The following is a 14,261-nucleotide window of genomic DNA, read 5'->3' as shown; positions in this document are numbered from 1 at the left end:
GTCACATTGGGAACAACTTCGCGTGCGGGGGCGTACATCTCAGCCACGAGGGCGGTATACATGCCTCGCCTGTTGGGGGGTAAGGTTCCGCGCTCGCCAGGGGTGTTCGTCTGGATGCCTCCGTCCGTGCTGTCTTCGGGTCGGGTGACCGACACAAGTGGTGGCGGGCCAGCGGAACCGAAACAGCGTCGTCCGGCGTTACAACCGGAAGCGACAACATCGATATGGGAGAGTGAAACCGATGGCCACCGACTACGACGCCCCGCGTCGCGACGAGGTCGACCTCGGCGAGGACAGCCTGGAAGAGCTCAAGGCCCGACGCGTCGACTCACAGTCGGGCGCCGTGGACGTCGACGAGGCCGAGGTGGCCGAGAGCTTCGAGCTGCCCGGCGCCGACCTGGCGGACGAGGAACTCACGGTCAAGGTGCTGCCGATGCAGCAGGACGAGTTCCGGTGTGCCCGCTGCTTCCTGGTGCACCACCGCAGCCAGTTGGCGGTCGAGCGCAACGGCGACCTGATCTGCCGCGAGTGCGTCTGACACCGTGCGTCCGCACCAGCGGCGGCTCCCTCGTCGGGGCCGCCGCTGCCCGAGTCGCCGTGCGGCATTCCCGGGGACCTGCTTGACTCCTTGACGGGTGACCGTCATGACGACGTCGGTCCATTCGGGAGGTCGGACCATGAGCGAGCGGAGCGAGTCCGGCGGCACGCGTGGCGCGGACCAGGGCCGGGCCGACGGCGCGGACGCCCCCGTCGCGCGGGACGACCACGCCGACGCGGTGCCCGCGCGCGGTGCGGACGAGCTGGGTGCCACCGTCGCGGCCCTGACCGCCGACGACGTCGAGCCGGCGCGCCGGCGGCAACTGCTCGGCCGGCTCGTCGGGCAGGCGCGGGCGCGTGGGCTGACCGACCTGTTCAAGCCGAAGAGCGCGGTGCGCTGGATGGTCGACACGGTCGCCGAGGTCGCCCCGCACGTGCCCGTACGCGACCTGGCCACCCTGCGCCGGCACTTCGACGGCCTGGACGGCGAGGCGTTGGCCGAGCGGCTGGTCCGCAACGCCGCGCGGACGACGGCCGGCATCGGCGCCGCCGGCGGGGGAGTGGCGGCGGTCGAGTGGGCGGTCGCCCCGACCCTGCTTTCCGCGCCGGTCCTGCTGGCCGCCGAGACGGTCGCCGTGGTGGCGGTCGAACTCAAGCTGATCGGCGAACTGCACGAGGTCTACGGGGTTCCGGTGCCGAGCGGCGGCACCCAGCGGGCGGTCGCGCTGGTGCAGTCCTGGGCCGGCCAGCGGGGGATCAACCCGATGATGCCCGGTGTCGGGGTGAGCGCCGTGCTGGGCACCGCCGCGCGCAAGGAGCTGCGGGACACGCTGCTCAAGCGCTTCGGCCGCAACCTGACCACTCTCGGGCCCTTCCTCACCGGGGCGGCGGTGGCCAGCTACCTCAACCGCCGGGCCACCCGGACCATGGCGGACCAGCTCCGCAGCGACCTGCGTCGCCAGGCCAAGGCCCTGCCGGACGCCCCGCCGGCCCTCCCCGGCGCCCGCTGAGCGGGCAACCGGCAGCGACCACGGGCCGGGTCCCGAACGTCGCCGGACAGCGCCGGAGCGAACGGGCAGCGGCCGAACGGGCAGCCGGGGCCCGAGCGGAGGGACCGGCGTCGGGCAGGGGGACGGCGCGACCGGGCGCCGGACGAACTCAGGCCCGGGCGGCGTCGCGGGCGGCGAGGACCGCCTCGGCCAGCTCGACCGGGTGCCGGGTGCTGACCACCCAGAACGGGGTGGGGTCGGCCGGGTCGTCGAGGACCACCTGCACGGCGCCGGGGATCCACGGCCGCTGCACCACGAACGCCAGCGGGTCGGCGCCGACCCCGAGCACCTCACGCCGGCCGGCGGCGTCCAACGGGACGACGTCGGCGACGAACCGGACCGGCAGCCGGGCGTCGTCCACCCGCAGCTCGTCGTCGCGTACGGCGATCCGGATCCGGCCCAGCCAGGCCAGGCCGGCGACGGTCGCCGGGAGCAGCACGACGAAGGGCAGCCAGGCGCGGACGCCGGGGGCGCCCATCCAGACCTCGAGGGCCAGCAGCGTGGCCGCGGCCAGGCCACCCAACCACAGCCACCAGGGCAGACCGAGCCGCTCGGCGTGCTGCGGGGGCACCGCGGCGGGCGGCGCCGGGGACGGCGAGGATGGTGACAGGCTCACTCCTGCGAGGGTACGGCGCACGACGGGCGACGGAACCGGCAGGATGGCAGGGTCACCCCAGGAAACGGACGGAAGAGGAGAACCGTGACCGACGTCGTACCCGTGCCCGTACGGCAGCTCGACCCCGAGCTGCCGCTGCCGGCGTACGCCCATCCCGGCGATGCCGGCGCGGACCTGGTGGCCGCGGCGGACGTCGAGCTGCCACCCGGCGGCCGGGCCCTGGTCCCGACCGGCGTGGCGATCGCGTTGCCCGAGGGGTACGTGGGCCTGGTCCATCCCCGTTCGGGGCTCGCGGCCAGACTCGGCGTGACGGTGCTCAACGCGCCCGGTACGGTCGACGCCGGCTACCGGGGTGAGATCCTGGTCAACCTGATCAACCATGATCGGGAGACACCGGCGAAGATCTCCCGTGGTGACCGCATCGCGCAGCTCGTCGTGCAGCGGGTGGCGCGGGCGGACTTCCGGCCGGTGGCCGAGCTGCCCGCGTCCCGGCGCGGGACCGGCGGCCACGGCTCCACTGGCGGCCACGCCGGCCTGGTGCCGTCCCCGGCGGACGGCGGGCAGGACGCGGCCCCGGAGGCACCGGACGGACGGCGGGCGCCGGACGTGCGACGGGAAGAGCGGGACCGGGCAGGCGGCCGGACGGAAGAGGTGGCAGGGTGAGAACGAACAGCGGAGGGTTGGCGCAGTGATCTTCTCCCGGAAGCGGGACAGTGCCGGACGGCACGCCCGTGACGAGCGGACGACCGAGGTCCTCGACTCGCACGAGGAGTCGACCCCGGCCCGTGGCCCGTACGACATCTCCGAGGCCCCCGAGGGGGTGCAGCGGCTCGACCTGGGCAGCCTGCACATCCCGGCGGTGCGCGACGTCGAGGTGCGGGTGCAGGCCGACCCGGAGGGCGTGATCCAGCAGGTCGTGCTCGTGCACGGTCCGAACGCGCTCCAGCTCGGTGTCTTCGCCGCGCCGCGCTCCGAGGGCATCTGGGACGAGGTGCGCGAGGAGATCCGCCAGTCGCTGTTCAACGACGGCGCGGCGGCCCAGGAGGTCCAGGGCGAGTACGGCATCGAGTTGCACGCCCGCGTGCGTACCCAGGACGGGCTGACCGACCTGCGGTTCGTCGGCATCGACGGGCCGCGCTGGATGGTCCGCGGCGTCTACCAGGGCGAGGTGGCCACCGACCCGGCCGCCGCCGGCCCGCTGGCCGAGTGCCTCGACGGCCTGGTGGTCGACCGGGGCCAGGAGGCCAAGCCGGTGCGCGAGCCGCTGCCGCTGCGGCTGCCCCGTGAGGTGGCCGACCAGGCGGGCCAGGGGGCGCCGGCCGACGGCAACCCCGCGCCCGCGCCCCGCGAGGCCTGAGCGTCCGTCACGACGCGCCGGGACCGGCCCCGTCGGCGTACGCTGGCGGGACGGTTCCGGCGTTGCCGGGGTCGTCCCGGGTGCCGGCGACGCGTCGGCCCAGCGTGGAGAGGGTGACGCGGAGGTCATGACGACCGACGAGGGCCGGGGTCCGCTGCGCCGCATGCTGCGACGGCTCACGGCGAGCGAGGCGGAGATCGAGGCGCAGGAGCTGCGCCGGGAGAGCGCCGAGCACGGCGGTGTTCCGGCCGGGCAGTGCACGCGGGGCCAGGTGGTCTCGGTGGCCGGTCGGCTGCGTACGGTCGTCTACACCCCGCGGACCAACCTACCCACGCTGGAGGCGGACCTCTACGACGGCAGCGACGTGGTCACCCTGGTCTGGCTGGGCCGGCGGCACATCGCCGGGATCGAGCCCGGCCGGCACCTGACCGCGCGCGGCCGGGTGGCGGTGCGCGACGACCGCAAGGTGATCTACAACCCGTACTACGAGCTGGAACCGCCGAAGTGACCCGGTGGCCGCGGCGGACGGAAGGCGTGCGATGACGACGGGACAGCACCGGGCGGCACAGTCGGAGAGCGACCCGCAGGGCGAGGAGCCGCTGCCCACCCTCGCCGAGCAGATGGCCGACCAGCTCGGCGGCTGGCGGGGCCTGGTCGAGTCCAGCATCCCGGTGGTCGTCTTCGTGCTGGCCAACATCATCGGCGAGCTGCGACCCGCCGTGATCGCCTCCGTGGCGGTGGCCCTCGCGATCGCCGGGCTGCGGCTGGCGCAGCGCCGGCCGGTGCGGCACGCCGTCAACGGGCTCTTCGGCGTCGCGGTCGGCGCCGCGATCGCCTGGCGTACCGGCGACGAGCGGGACTTCTACCTCCCCGGCATCCTCTACGGCATCGGCTACGGACTGGCCCTGCTGCTCTCGGCGGCGCTCCGGCAGCCCCTCGTGGGGTGGATCTGGTCGGTGCTGGTGGCCAAGGGCCGCTCGGAGTGGCGCGACGACCCGCGCCTGGTCCGGACCTTCACCGGGCTCACCGTGCTGTGGGGCGTGGTGTGGCTGGCCAAGGTGGGCGTGCAGGCGGGGCTCTACCTCGCCCACCAGGACACGGCGCTCGGCGTGGCGCGGCTGGTGCTGGGTTACCCGCCGTACGTGCTGCTGCTGCTGATCACGGTCTGGACGGTCCGCCGGGTGACCCGGGAGTCGGAGTCCGAGGCGCTGCCCGGCGGCTGAGGCCGCCGCCTCAGCGCTGCTCGCGGGTGCGCTCGACGCTGTCCGCCCCGAGCACCACCGCGCGGACCGCGTCCTCGACCTCCGCGGTGCACACGAAGATCAGCTCGTCGCCGGCCTCCAACGGGTCGTCCGGCGTGGGCACCAGCACCCGCTTGCCGCGCAGGATCGCCACCAGCGCCGAGTCGCGGGGCAGCGGGACCGCGCGCAACGGCTCCCCGACGTACGGAGCCGTCGGCGGCAGGGTGATCTCCACCAGGTTCGCCTCGCCCTGCCGGAACGTCATCAGCCGGACCAGGTCGCCGACGGTGACCGCCTCCTCGACCAGGGCGGCCATCACCCGCGGCTTGCTCACCGCGACGTCGACGCCCCACTGCTCGGTGAAGAGCCACTCGTTCTCGGCCCGGTTGACCCGGGCTACCACCCGGGCCACCGCGAACTCGGTCTTGGCCAGCAGCGAGACCACCAGGTTGACCTTGTCGTCCCCGGTGGCCGCGACCACCACGTCGCAGCCGGCGATGTCGGCCTCCTCCAGGCTGGCCAGCTCGCAGGCGTCGGCCAGCACCCAGTCGGCGGCCGGCACCCGGTCGGGGCGGAGCATCCTGGGCTGGCGCTCGATGAGCATCACCTGGTGGCCGTTGTCGATCAGCTCCTGGGCGATCGAGCGGCCCACGTTGCCCGCGCCGGCGATGGCGATGCGCATGCTCACAGCCCTCCTTCCGGCGGCGCCGCCGCCACCGACGTGACCGTCTCCGCGATGTCGTCGGTGACCAGCATGAAGAGCTGGTCGCCCTCCTGGACGACGCTGGAGCGGGTCGGCAGCGTGCCGATGCCGAAGCGGATCAGGTACGCCACCCGGGCCCCGGTCGCCCCCTCCAGGGCGCGTACCGGGCGGCTGACCCAGTCCTTGTGCACCGGCACCTCGATGATCGACACCGTGCTCGTCGGGTCGCGGAAGATCTCCACGTTCCCCTCCGGCACCAGGTGCCGCAGCATCCGTTCGGCGGTCCACCGGACGGTGGCCACGGTGGGGATGCCGAGCCGCTCGTAGACCTGCGCGCGGCGCTGGTCGTAGATCCGCGCCGCCACCCGGGACACGCCGAACGTCTCCCGGGCGAGCCGGGCCGAGATGATGTTGGAGTTGTCGCCGCTGGAGACGGCCGCGAAGGCGTCCGCCCGCTCGATGCCGGCCTGCCGCAGCACCTCCCCGTCGAAGCCGGCGCCGGTGACGGTGATCCCGGCGAAGTCCGGGCCGAGCCGGCGGAAGGCGTCGGCGTCGTGGTCGATGACCGCGACCGAGTGCCCCCGGGACTCCAGGCTGTAGGCGAGGGTCGAGCCGACCCGGCCACAACCCATGATCACGACATGCACCGCGTCCCTCCTCAAGGTGCGCCACACCCGGCCGGTGAGCGTGCCGTCTGCGAGCCTGCCACGTTGCCGGCGCGAGTGCGGACCGACGGTACTCCGCCGCTCCGCCCCGCCGCGATCGACCACCCCGCGACGCCCGCCCGGCTGGTCGTAGGCTTGGCCGTTGTGGCCAGACCCACCTCGCTGCTGAAGCGGCTGCTCCTCGGTCGACCGTTCCGGTCCGACCGGCTCAAGCACACGCTTCTGCCCAAGCGCATCGCGCTGCCCGTGTTCGCGTCCGACGCGCTCTCCAGCGTCGCGTACGCGCCCGACGAGATCCTGCTGACCCTCTCCATCGCCGGCGCCTCGGCGTACTTCTTCTCGCCGTGGATCGCCCTGGCCGTCGTGGTGGTGATGCTCACCGTCGTCGCCAGCTACCGGCAGAACGTGCACGCCTACCCCTCCGGCGGCGGCGACTACGAGGTGGCCACGGTCAACCTCGGGCCCCGGGCGGGGGTCGCGGTGGCCAGCGCGCTGCTGGTGGACTACGTGCTCACGGTCGCGGTCTCGGTCTCCTCCGGGGTGGCCAACCTGGGCTCGGTGGTGCCGTTCGTGGCCACCCACAAGGTGCTGATCGCGGTCACCGCGGTGGTGCTGCTCACGGCGGTGAACCTGCGCGGCCTGCGGGAGTCCGGCACGGCCTTCGCCATCCCCACCTACGGCTTCATCATCGTGATGGTCGGGATGCTGCTCACCGGCCTGGTCCGGGTGTTCGTGCTCGGCCACGACCTGCGCGCGCCCAGCGCCGGCCTGGAGATCCAGGCCGAGCACAGCGTCACCGGCTTCGCCCTGGTCTTCCTGCTGCTGCGCACCTTCTCCTCGGGCTGCGCGGCGCTGACCGGCGTGGAGGCGATCTCCAACGGGGTGCCGGCGTTCAAGGCGCCGAAGAGCCGCAACGCGGCCACCACGCTGCTGCTGCTCGGCACGATCTCGGTGGCCATGCTGGTCGGCATCATCTGGCTGTCCCGCCTCACCGGCCTGCAGTTCGTCGAGGACCCGAGGCTCCAGATCATCTCCGGCCCCGAGGGGTACGTGCAGAAGACCGTCACCACCCAGCTCGGGGAGACGGTCTTCGGCTCCGGCTCCGTGCTGCTCTTCGTGGTCGCCGGGGTCACCGCGCTGATCCTCTTCCTGGCCGCGAACACCGCCTTCAACGGCTTCCCGGTGCTCGGCTCGATCCTCGCCCAGGACCGCTACCTGCCCCGGCAGTTGCACACCCGCGGCGACCGGCTGGCCTTCTCCAACGGCATCGTCTTCCTGGCCGTCGCCGCGATCGTGCTGATCGTCGGCTTCCAGGCCGAGGTGACCAAGCTCATCCAGCTCTACATCGTCGGCGTCTTCGTCTCCTTCACGCTCTCCCAGGCCGGCATGATCCGGCACTGGAACCGGCACCTGAGGACCGCGCGGGACCCGCAGGCGCGCCGGCGGATGCTCCGCTCCCGGGCGATCAACACCTTCGGCATGGCGATGACCGGCGCGGTGCTGGTCGTCGTGCTCGTCACCAAGTTCCTGCTCGGCGCGTGGATCGCCATCGCCGCGATGGCGATGATCTACGTGCTCATGCTGGGCATCCGCCGGCACTACGACCGGGTCGCGGCAGAGCTCACCCCGCCGGACGAGGGCCGCGCCGTGCTGCCCGCCCGCAACCACGCCGTCGTGCTGGTCAGCAAGCTGCACAAGCCGACGCTGCGGGCGATCGCGTACGCCCGGGCCACCCGGCCGGACACGCTGACCGCGGTGACCGTCAACGTCGACGAGAAGGACACCCGGGAGTTGCAGGCGGAGTGGGAGCGGCGGGACCTGCCCGTCCCGCTGACCGTGGTCGACTCGCCGTACCGGGAGATCACCCGCCCGATCCTGAACTACGTGGCCGGCGTCCGCCGGGAGTCGCCGCGCGACGTGGTCACGGTCTTCATCCCGGAGTACGTGGTGGGGCGCTGGTGGGAGCACCTGCTGCACAACCAGAGCGCGCTGCGCCTGAAGGGCCGGCTGCTCTTCGAACCGGGGGTGATGGTGACCAGCGTGCCGTGGCAGCTCGCCTCGACCGCCGGCAAGGACCTGGACCGGCTGGACGCCACACTGAGCCGGGGGCCGGCACGCGGCCCCCGGGTCGCGCCGCGCGGCACCCTGCCGCCGAGCGTCCCGCCCGTCGTGTCCGCGCCGCCGGGCGAGAGCGGCCCGCCCGTCGTGTCCGCGCCGCCCGGCGAGAGCGGCCCGAGTGGTGGAGGTGAACGGTGAGCGCGCACGGGAACGGCCGCGGGCTGGAGGAGGCCGAGCGGGTCGAGCTGACCGTGGGGGCGGTCGCGCCCGGCGGGCACTGCGTCGCGCGGGTGGACGGCCAGGTGGTCTTCGTCCGGCACGCGCTGCCCGGCGAGCGGGTGGTCGCCGAGGTCACCGAGGTGCACAAGGGGTTCGTCCGGGCCGACGCGGTGAGCGTGCTCGAGGCCGCCCCGGACCGGGTCGAGCAGCCCTGCCCGTACGCGAAGCCGGGCCGGTGCGGCGGGTGTGACCTGCAACACGTCGCCCCGGCCGCCCAGCTCGACTGGAAGGCGGCGGTGGTGCGCGAGCAGCTCACCCGCCTCGGCGGGCTCACCGACGCCGAGCTGGACGCCCTCGGCGTCCGGGTCGAGGCGCTGCCCGGCGGGCCGCTCGGCTGGCGCTCCCGGGTCCGCTACGCCGTCGACGGGGCGGGCCGGGCCGGCCTGCTCAAGCACCGCTCGCACGAGGTGGTCCCGATCGACCGCTGCCTGATCGCCCACCCGGCGATCCGCGAGCTGCCCGTGCTGGCCCCGACCGGGGCGCGCTGGCCGGACGCGGACGCGGTCGAGACGGTCGCCTCCACCGGCGGGGACGTGGCCATGACCGCCGTCGCCGACGGGGTGCCCCGCACGGTGCGCGGCCCGGACCTGGTCCGCGAGGTGGCCGCCGGCCGGGAGTGGACGCTGCCGCCGTCGTCGTTCTGGCAGGTTCACCCGGCCGCCGCCGACACCCTGGTCGACGCCGTGCTGGAGCTGCTCGACCCGCGCCCGGGGGAGCGGGCCTGGGACCTCTACGGCGGGGCGGGGCTCTTCGCCGCCGCACTCGCCGGCCGGGTCGGCGACGCGGGCCGCGTCACCCTGGTCGAGTCGGCGGCCCAGGGCGTCGCCGCCGCCCGGGAGAACCTGCGCGACCTGCCCCGGGTGGAGGTCGTGCCGGCCCGGGTGGAGACCGCGCTGGCCCGCCGCCGGATCACCGGGCCGGTCGACGTGGTGGTGCTCGACCCGCCGCGCTCCGGCGCGGGCGCCCGGGTGGTGCGCGACATCGTGGCCGCCGGTCCCCGCGCGGTGGCGTACGTGGCCTGCGACCCGGCCGCCTTCGCCCGCGACGTGCGCACCTTCGCCGGGCTGGGCTGGCGGCTGACCGCGCTGCGCGGCTTCGACCTGTTCCCGATGACCCAGCACGTCGAGCTGGTCGGTCTGCTCCTGCCCGCCGCGGGGTTAGGAGGGGACCCTTCCTCTACCGAATCCGTTAAGAAGGGGCCCTTCCTTACATGAGGATCGTTGGACTGATGTCGGGGACGTCGTACGACGGGGTGGACGTGGCCGCCGCCGAGTTCACCCTCGACGGGGACACGCTGCGGCTGCGCCCGCTGGGGCACCGCGCCGTCGACTACGACGACGGGCTGCGCGAAGCGATCGGCGCGCTGCTGCCGCCCGGGAGCACCACGATCGAGGCGGTCTGCCGGCTGGACAACCGCCTCGGCGAGGTCTTCGCCGAGGCGGCGGCGATCGGTGTCGAGCTGGCCGGCGGCACGGTCGACGCGGTGGTCTCGCCCGGGCAGACGGTCTTCCACTGGGTCGCCGACGGGCGCGCCCTGGGCACCCTGCAACTGGGCGCGGTGGCCCGGGTGGCCGCCCGGGTGGGCGTACCCGTGCTCAGCGACCTGCGCTCGGCGGACGTCGCGGCCGGCGGGCAGGGCGCGCCCCTGGTCCCGGCGTTCGACGCGCTGCTGCTCGACCCGGCCGACGGCGCGGCCCCGCGCGCCGCGCTCAACCTGGGCGGCATCGCCAACCTCACGGTGCTCACGCCGGGCGGGCCGGTGCTCGGATACGACGTGGGGCCCGCCAACGCGCTGCTCGACGCGGCGGCCCGCCGCCTCCTCGGGCGGCCCTGCGATCTCGACGGCGCCCGCGCGGCGGCCGGCCGGGTGCACCCCGGCCTGCTCGACGCGCTGCTCGCCGAGCCGTACTACGCGGCGCCGCCGCCCAAGTCGACAGGCAAGGAACTGTTCCACGCCGGCTACCTGGACGCCCGGCTGGCCGCCCTCGGCGAGGCGGTGCCGGCCGACGACGTGCTCGCCACCCTGACCGAGCTGACCGCCCGGGTGGTGGCCGCCGAGTGCGACCGGCACGGGGTGGCGGAGGTGGTGGCGGCCGGCGGCGGGGTGCGCAACCCCACCCTGACCGCCCGGCTGGCCGCCCTCGGGGCGGGGCGCTGGAGGCTGCGCACCACCGACGAGCTGGGGGTGCCCGCGCAGGCCAAGGAGGCGTACGCGTTCGCCCTGCTGGGCTGGCTCTCCTGGCACGGGCTGCCCGGTGCGCTGCCCTCGGTGACCGGTGCCGCCCGGGCCGCCGTGCTGGGCTCCTGGACCCCGTCCGGGCCGGCGTACCGGGGTGCCCCGGCCGGCCCGGCGCCCCGGCGGCTGCGGATCGCGGCCTGACCACCGGAGGCGGGACCCGGGCGTGCGCGATCCATCCGGGGGCTGACCAGGCGCTCAGCGCCCCCGGTCGGTGGGCGGGCGTCCGGGCCGGCCTGCGGAGTGTCGGACGGCCGATAGACTCTTGCGTCATGAGCGTTGAAGAGGGCACGGTCCACCACACCGGGCTGCTGGCCACCGTCCGGGGTCCGCAGGACGTCAAGCGGATGTCCGCCGAGGAGTTGGACGTCCTCGCCGCCGAGATCCGTGACTTCCTGATCGCCAAGGTCTCGCGCACCGGCGGGCACGTCGGCCCCAACCTGGGTGTGGTCGAGCTGACCCTGGCCATGCACCGGGTCTTCGACTCGCCCCGCGACCGGTTCCTGTTCGACACCGGCCACCAGGCGTACGTGCACAAGATCGTGACCGGGCGGCAGGCCGGCTTCGACAAGCTGCGCCAGCGCGGCGGCCTCTCCGGCTACCCGAGCCAGGCCGAGAGCGAGCACGACCTGATCGAGAACTCGCACGCCTCCACCGCCCTGTCCTACGCCGACGGCCTGGCCAAGGCGTACGCGCTGCGGGGCGAGCAGCGCAGCGTGGTCGCCGTGGTCGGCGACGGCGCGCTCACCGGCGGCATGTGCTGGGAGGCGTTGAACAACATCGCCACCGCCCGCAACCCGCTGGTGATCGTGGTCAACGACAACGGCCGGTCCTACGCGCCGACCATCGGCGGCCTCGCCGACCACCTCTCCTCGCTGCGGCTCAACCCCGGCTACGAGAAGGTGCTCGACACCGTCAAGGAGGCGCTCGGCTCGACGCCGCTGGTCGGCCGGCCGATGTACGAGGTGCTGCACGCGGTCAAGCGGGGCATCAAGGACGCCGTCGCCCCGCAGGCGATGTTCGAGGACCTCGGCATCAAGTACGTCGGCCCGGTCGACGGGCACGACGTGGCCGCGGTCGAGTCGGCGCTGCGCGCGGCGAAGAACTTCGGCGGCCCGGTGATCGTGCACGCCGTCACCCGCAAGGGCTACGGCTACCGCCCGGCCGAGGAGGACGAGGCCGACTGCCTGCACGGCCCCGGCAGCGCCTTCGACATCGAGACCGGCAAGCTGGTCGCCGCCCCGTCGGTGAAGTGGACGCACGTCTTCGCCGACGAGCTGGTCGCGATCGCCGACGAGCGGCCCGACGTGGTGGGCATCACCGCCGCGATGGCCGAGCCCACCGGCATCGCCAAGCTGGCCCGCAAGCACCCCGAGCGGGTCTACGACGTGGGCATCGCCGAGCAGCACGCGGCCACCTCCGCCGCCGGCCTGGCCCTCGGCGGGCTGCACCCCGTGGTGGCGGTCTACGCGACCTTCCTCAACCGCGCCTTCGACCAGGTCCTGCTGGACGTGGCGATGCACCGGCTGCCGGTGACCTTCGTGCTGGACCGGGCCGGCATCACCGGCCCCGACGGGCCCAGCCACTACGGCATGTGGGACATGTCCGTCTTCGGGGTCGTGCCGGGCCTGCGGATCGCCGCGCCCCGCGACGCCGCCACCCTGCGCGAGGAGCTGCGCGAGGCGGTTGCCGTCGACGACGGCCCCACCATCGTCCGCTTCCCGACCGGCACCGTCGCCGCCGACCTGCCGGCCGTGCGCCGGGTCGGCACCGTCGACGTGCTGGCCGAGGCGGCGCGCAAGGACGTGCTGCTGGTGGCGGTCGGCTCCTTCGGCCACCTGGGCATGGAGGTGGCCACCCGGGTCGCCGGGCAGGGCTTCGGGGTGACCGTGGTCGACCCGCGCTGGGTCCGCCCGGTCCCGGCCGAGCTGGTCGAACTGGCCGCCGGGCACCGGCTCGTGGTCACCGTCGAGGACGGCGTCCGGGTCGGTGGCGTCGGTGACGCCCTCGCCCAGGCGATGCGGGACGCCGACGTCCGGGTGCCGCTGAAGGACCTGGGCGTGCCGGCCGACTGGCACCCGCACGGCACCCGCGCGCAGATCCTCGCCGACCTCGGCCTGACCGCGCAGGACGTGGCCCGCGACGTCACCGGCTGGATCTCCCGGCTGGACGTCGAGCCGGTCGAGCCGGTGATCACCGCCGACGACGCGACCGCGCAGAGCTGAGTTCCCGACCGCCGACGGCGGGTGCCCCGGGAGACCGGGCCACCCGCCGTCGGCGTCTCGCGTGCCGGTCAGCGGCGCCGACGCCGGGTCAGCGACCGCCGAGGGAGCGGTAGTGCGTCTTCTCCGCCTCGGCGAGGCTGAACGTCTCCGACCGGGTCGGCGCCGGCACCACGACCAGCCCCGGCCGGTCCACCAGCCGGGGCGTGTCCGGCGGCGTCGACAGCGAACTGTCGGCGGTCGGCCGCCAGCTCAGCACGGCCAGCGGCTGCCCCGGCACCGGCAGCGTGTACGTCTGCAACGGGTTGGCGCGGTCGGCGGGGGAGACCACCGGGGTGCCCCCGTCGGCGGGGCGGTAGACCACGGCGGTCATCGTGCCGTCGGCCGTCTCCCAGCTCAGCTGCTCCAGCTCCGCCGGCTCGCCGCCGCCGAGGGCCACCTCGCCGAGGGTGCGTACGGTCAGCTTGGTCATCGGCCAGGACGACGGCACCGAGCGCGGCGCGTCCCGGTCGCCGATGCGCCGGGGGACGCTGCCGAACGGGCCCTCCTCGCCGGCGAGCGCGCAGGTGTCCAGGCCCGTGAGGGCCCGCTTGCCGGAGCCGCTCTCGTCGCGTACGAGGGGGTAGCGCGGGTCGGTGGTGCCGGTGCCGAGGTCCAGCAGCCGGTCGGCGGCCCGACCCCGGGGCAGCGCCTCGGTGGCCCTGAGCGTGGCGGTCACCGGCACCGCCCGGCAGGCCGGCACGGTCACCGGCTCGGTGAGGCCGTCGGTGTGCCGCAGGGCGCGGCCGTCCGGCCCGAGCAGCCGCTGCACCCGGCCCGACGTGAGGTAGCGCCGCCCGTCGGAGGTGTGCACGGGGAGCACGTCGGAGTAGACGAGGTAGCCGGGGTCGGTGTACTCGGCGGCGCGGGTGACCGCGTACCGGCCGTCCTCGGTGGTGACCTGGAGCAGCCAGGAGGCGCTCTCGCCGGGCACGTCCGCGGCGACCAGGGCCAGCGGCGCGCCGCCGACCTCGCCGGACCAGAGGATCCCGGACGTGGGCAGGTGCACCCGGTCGTCGGCCGGTGACCGCCAGTCGCGTACCGCCTCCGTCACCGCCGACCTGACGGCGGCGTCGCCCGCCAGGGTGCCGCGTGGCGGCCAGACCGTCAGGTCGCCGTCCAGGCTGTCGTAGCCGACCCGCAGGTCGCCCGGCTGCCGGTCGGCCACCGGCCCGCAGGCGGTCGCGGTGAGCAGCAGGGTCAGCAGTGCGGTGGCCGTGATGCCGCGCCGGCGGACTGGAGCCACCTGTACGCCCCCT

14 protein-coding genes are annotated in these 14,261 nt (G+C 74.7%); 10 read left to right on the top strand and 4 right to left on the bottom strand.

The features are described from left to right. The first annotated feature begins 241 nt into the window (after positions 1-241). Positions 242-538 carry a DUF4193 domain-containing protein gene (locus RM555_RS21610; protein ID WP_013284790.1) on the top strand — a complete coding sequence of 99 codons (297 nt, stop codon included), beginning with the start codon at positions 242-244 and terminating at the stop codon, positions 536-538. A gap of 139 nt (positions 539-677) precedes the next feature. Beyond that, on the top strand, positions 678-1,547 hold the full coding sequence (locus tag RM555_RS21605; RefSeq protein WP_311413447.1) for a hypothetical protein: 870 nt from the start codon (positions 678-680) through the stop codon (positions 1,545-1,547). 148 nt (positions 1,548-1,695) lie between these two features. Here RM555_RS21605 and RM555_RS21600 read toward each other — a convergent pair whose 3' ends face one another. After that, positions 1,696-2,196, bottom strand: coding sequence for a DUF3093 domain-containing protein (locus RM555_RS21600; protein ID WP_311413478.1), 501 nt, complete (start codon positions 2,194-2,196; stop codon positions 1,696-1,698). A 90-nt stretch (positions 2,197-2,286) separates the two neighbouring features. On the opposite strand from RM555_RS21600, the gene dut reads away from it, so the two are divergent. From dut to RM555_RS21580, 4 genes are all read left to right on the top strand, one after another. Then, positions 2,287-2,865: a dUTP diphosphatase gene (gene dut / locus RM555_RS21595; protein WP_311413446.1), complete on the top strand. Its 579-nt coding sequence runs from the start codon at positions 2,287-2,289 to the stop codon at positions 2,863-2,865. 25 nt (positions 2,866-2,890) lie between these two features. Then, positions 2,891-3,559: a DUF3710 domain-containing protein gene (locus tag RM555_RS21590; RefSeq protein WP_311413445.1), complete on the top strand. Its 669-nt coding sequence runs from the start codon at positions 2,891-2,893 to the stop codon at positions 3,557-3,559. A 127-nt stretch (positions 3,560-3,686) separates the two neighbouring features. Then, entirely contained in the window at positions 3,687-4,067 is a 381-nt protein-coding gene (locus RM555_RS21585) for an OB-fold nucleic acid binding domain-containing protein (protein ID WP_311413444.1), read from the top strand. 31 nt (positions 4,068-4,098) lie between these two features. Continuing rightward, positions 4,099-4,782 (top strand): DUF3159 domain-containing protein, encoded by a 684-nt coding sequence (locus RM555_RS21580; protein WP_311413443.1) that lies wholly within the window; start codon positions 4,099-4,101, stop codon positions 4,780-4,782. A gap of 10 nt (positions 4,783-4,792) precedes the next feature. Here the strand turns inward: RM555_RS21580 and RM555_RS21575 are convergent, their stop codons facing one another. Together RM555_RS21575 and RM555_RS21570 are read right to left on the bottom strand one after the other, a co-directional pair. Next, positions 4,793-5,482 (bottom strand): potassium channel family protein, encoded by a 690-nt coding sequence (locus RM555_RS21575; RefSeq protein WP_311413477.1) that lies wholly within the window; start codon positions 5,480-5,482, stop codon positions 4,793-4,795. Between the two features lie 2 nt (positions 5,483-5,484). After that, entirely contained in the window at positions 5,485-6,150 is a 666-nt protein-coding gene (locus tag RM555_RS21570) for a potassium channel family protein (RefSeq protein WP_151452454.1), read from the bottom strand. 162 nt (positions 6,151-6,312) lie between these two features. Here RM555_RS21570 and RM555_RS21565 point away from each other — a divergent pair, with 162 nt between their 5' ends. The 4 genes from RM555_RS21565 (at position 6,313) to dxs (ending at position 12,966) form a co-directional block, all read left to right on the top strand. Beyond that, complete coding sequence (locus RM555_RS21565) at positions 6,313-8,424, top strand: APC family permease (RefSeq protein ID WP_311413442.1); 2,112 nt, start codon at positions 6,313-6,315, stop codon at positions 8,422-8,424. Continuing rightward, positions 8,421-9,719, top strand: coding sequence for a class I SAM-dependent RNA methyltransferase (locus tag RM555_RS21560; protein WP_311413441.1), 1,299 nt, complete (start codon positions 8,421-8,423; stop codon positions 9,717-9,719). Before RM555_RS21565 ends, RM555_RS21560 begins: the two co-directional genes overlap by 4 nt. Further along, the gene (locus RM555_RS21555) at positions 9,716-10,885 is read left to right on the top strand and encodes an anhydro-N-acetylmuramic acid kinase (RefSeq protein WP_311413440.1); all 1,170 of its coding nucleotides are present in this window, start codon (positions 9,716-9,718) and stop codon (positions 10,883-10,885) included. The genes RM555_RS21560 and RM555_RS21555 overlap by 4 nt, the downstream gene beginning before the upstream one ends. A 128-nt stretch (positions 10,886-11,013) precedes the next feature. Continuing rightward, a complete protein-coding gene (dxs, locus tag RM555_RS21550; protein ID WP_311413439.1) occupies positions 11,014-12,966 on the top strand; it encodes a 1-deoxy-D-xylulose-5-phosphate synthase in 1,953 nt (650 codons plus the stop codon). Between the two features lie 88 nt (positions 12,967-13,054). On the opposite strand, the gene RM555_RS21545 is transcribed toward dxs, so the two are convergent. Beyond that, complete coding sequence (locus tag RM555_RS21545) at positions 13,055-14,248, bottom strand: hypothetical protein (protein WP_311413438.1); 1,194 nt, start codon at positions 14,246-14,248, stop codon at positions 13,055-13,057. Positions 14,249-14,261 lie beyond the last annotated feature (13 nt).

This window comes from Micromonospora reichwaldensis, assembly GCF_031845925.1.
Taxonomy (GTDB): domain Bacteria; phylum Actinomycetota; class Actinomycetes; order Mycobacteriales; family Micromonosporaceae; genus Micromonospora; species Micromonospora reichwaldensis.
The sequence above is the reverse complement of the archived record's forward strand: the minus strand, read 5'-3'. Positions and strand labels throughout refer to the sequence as shown.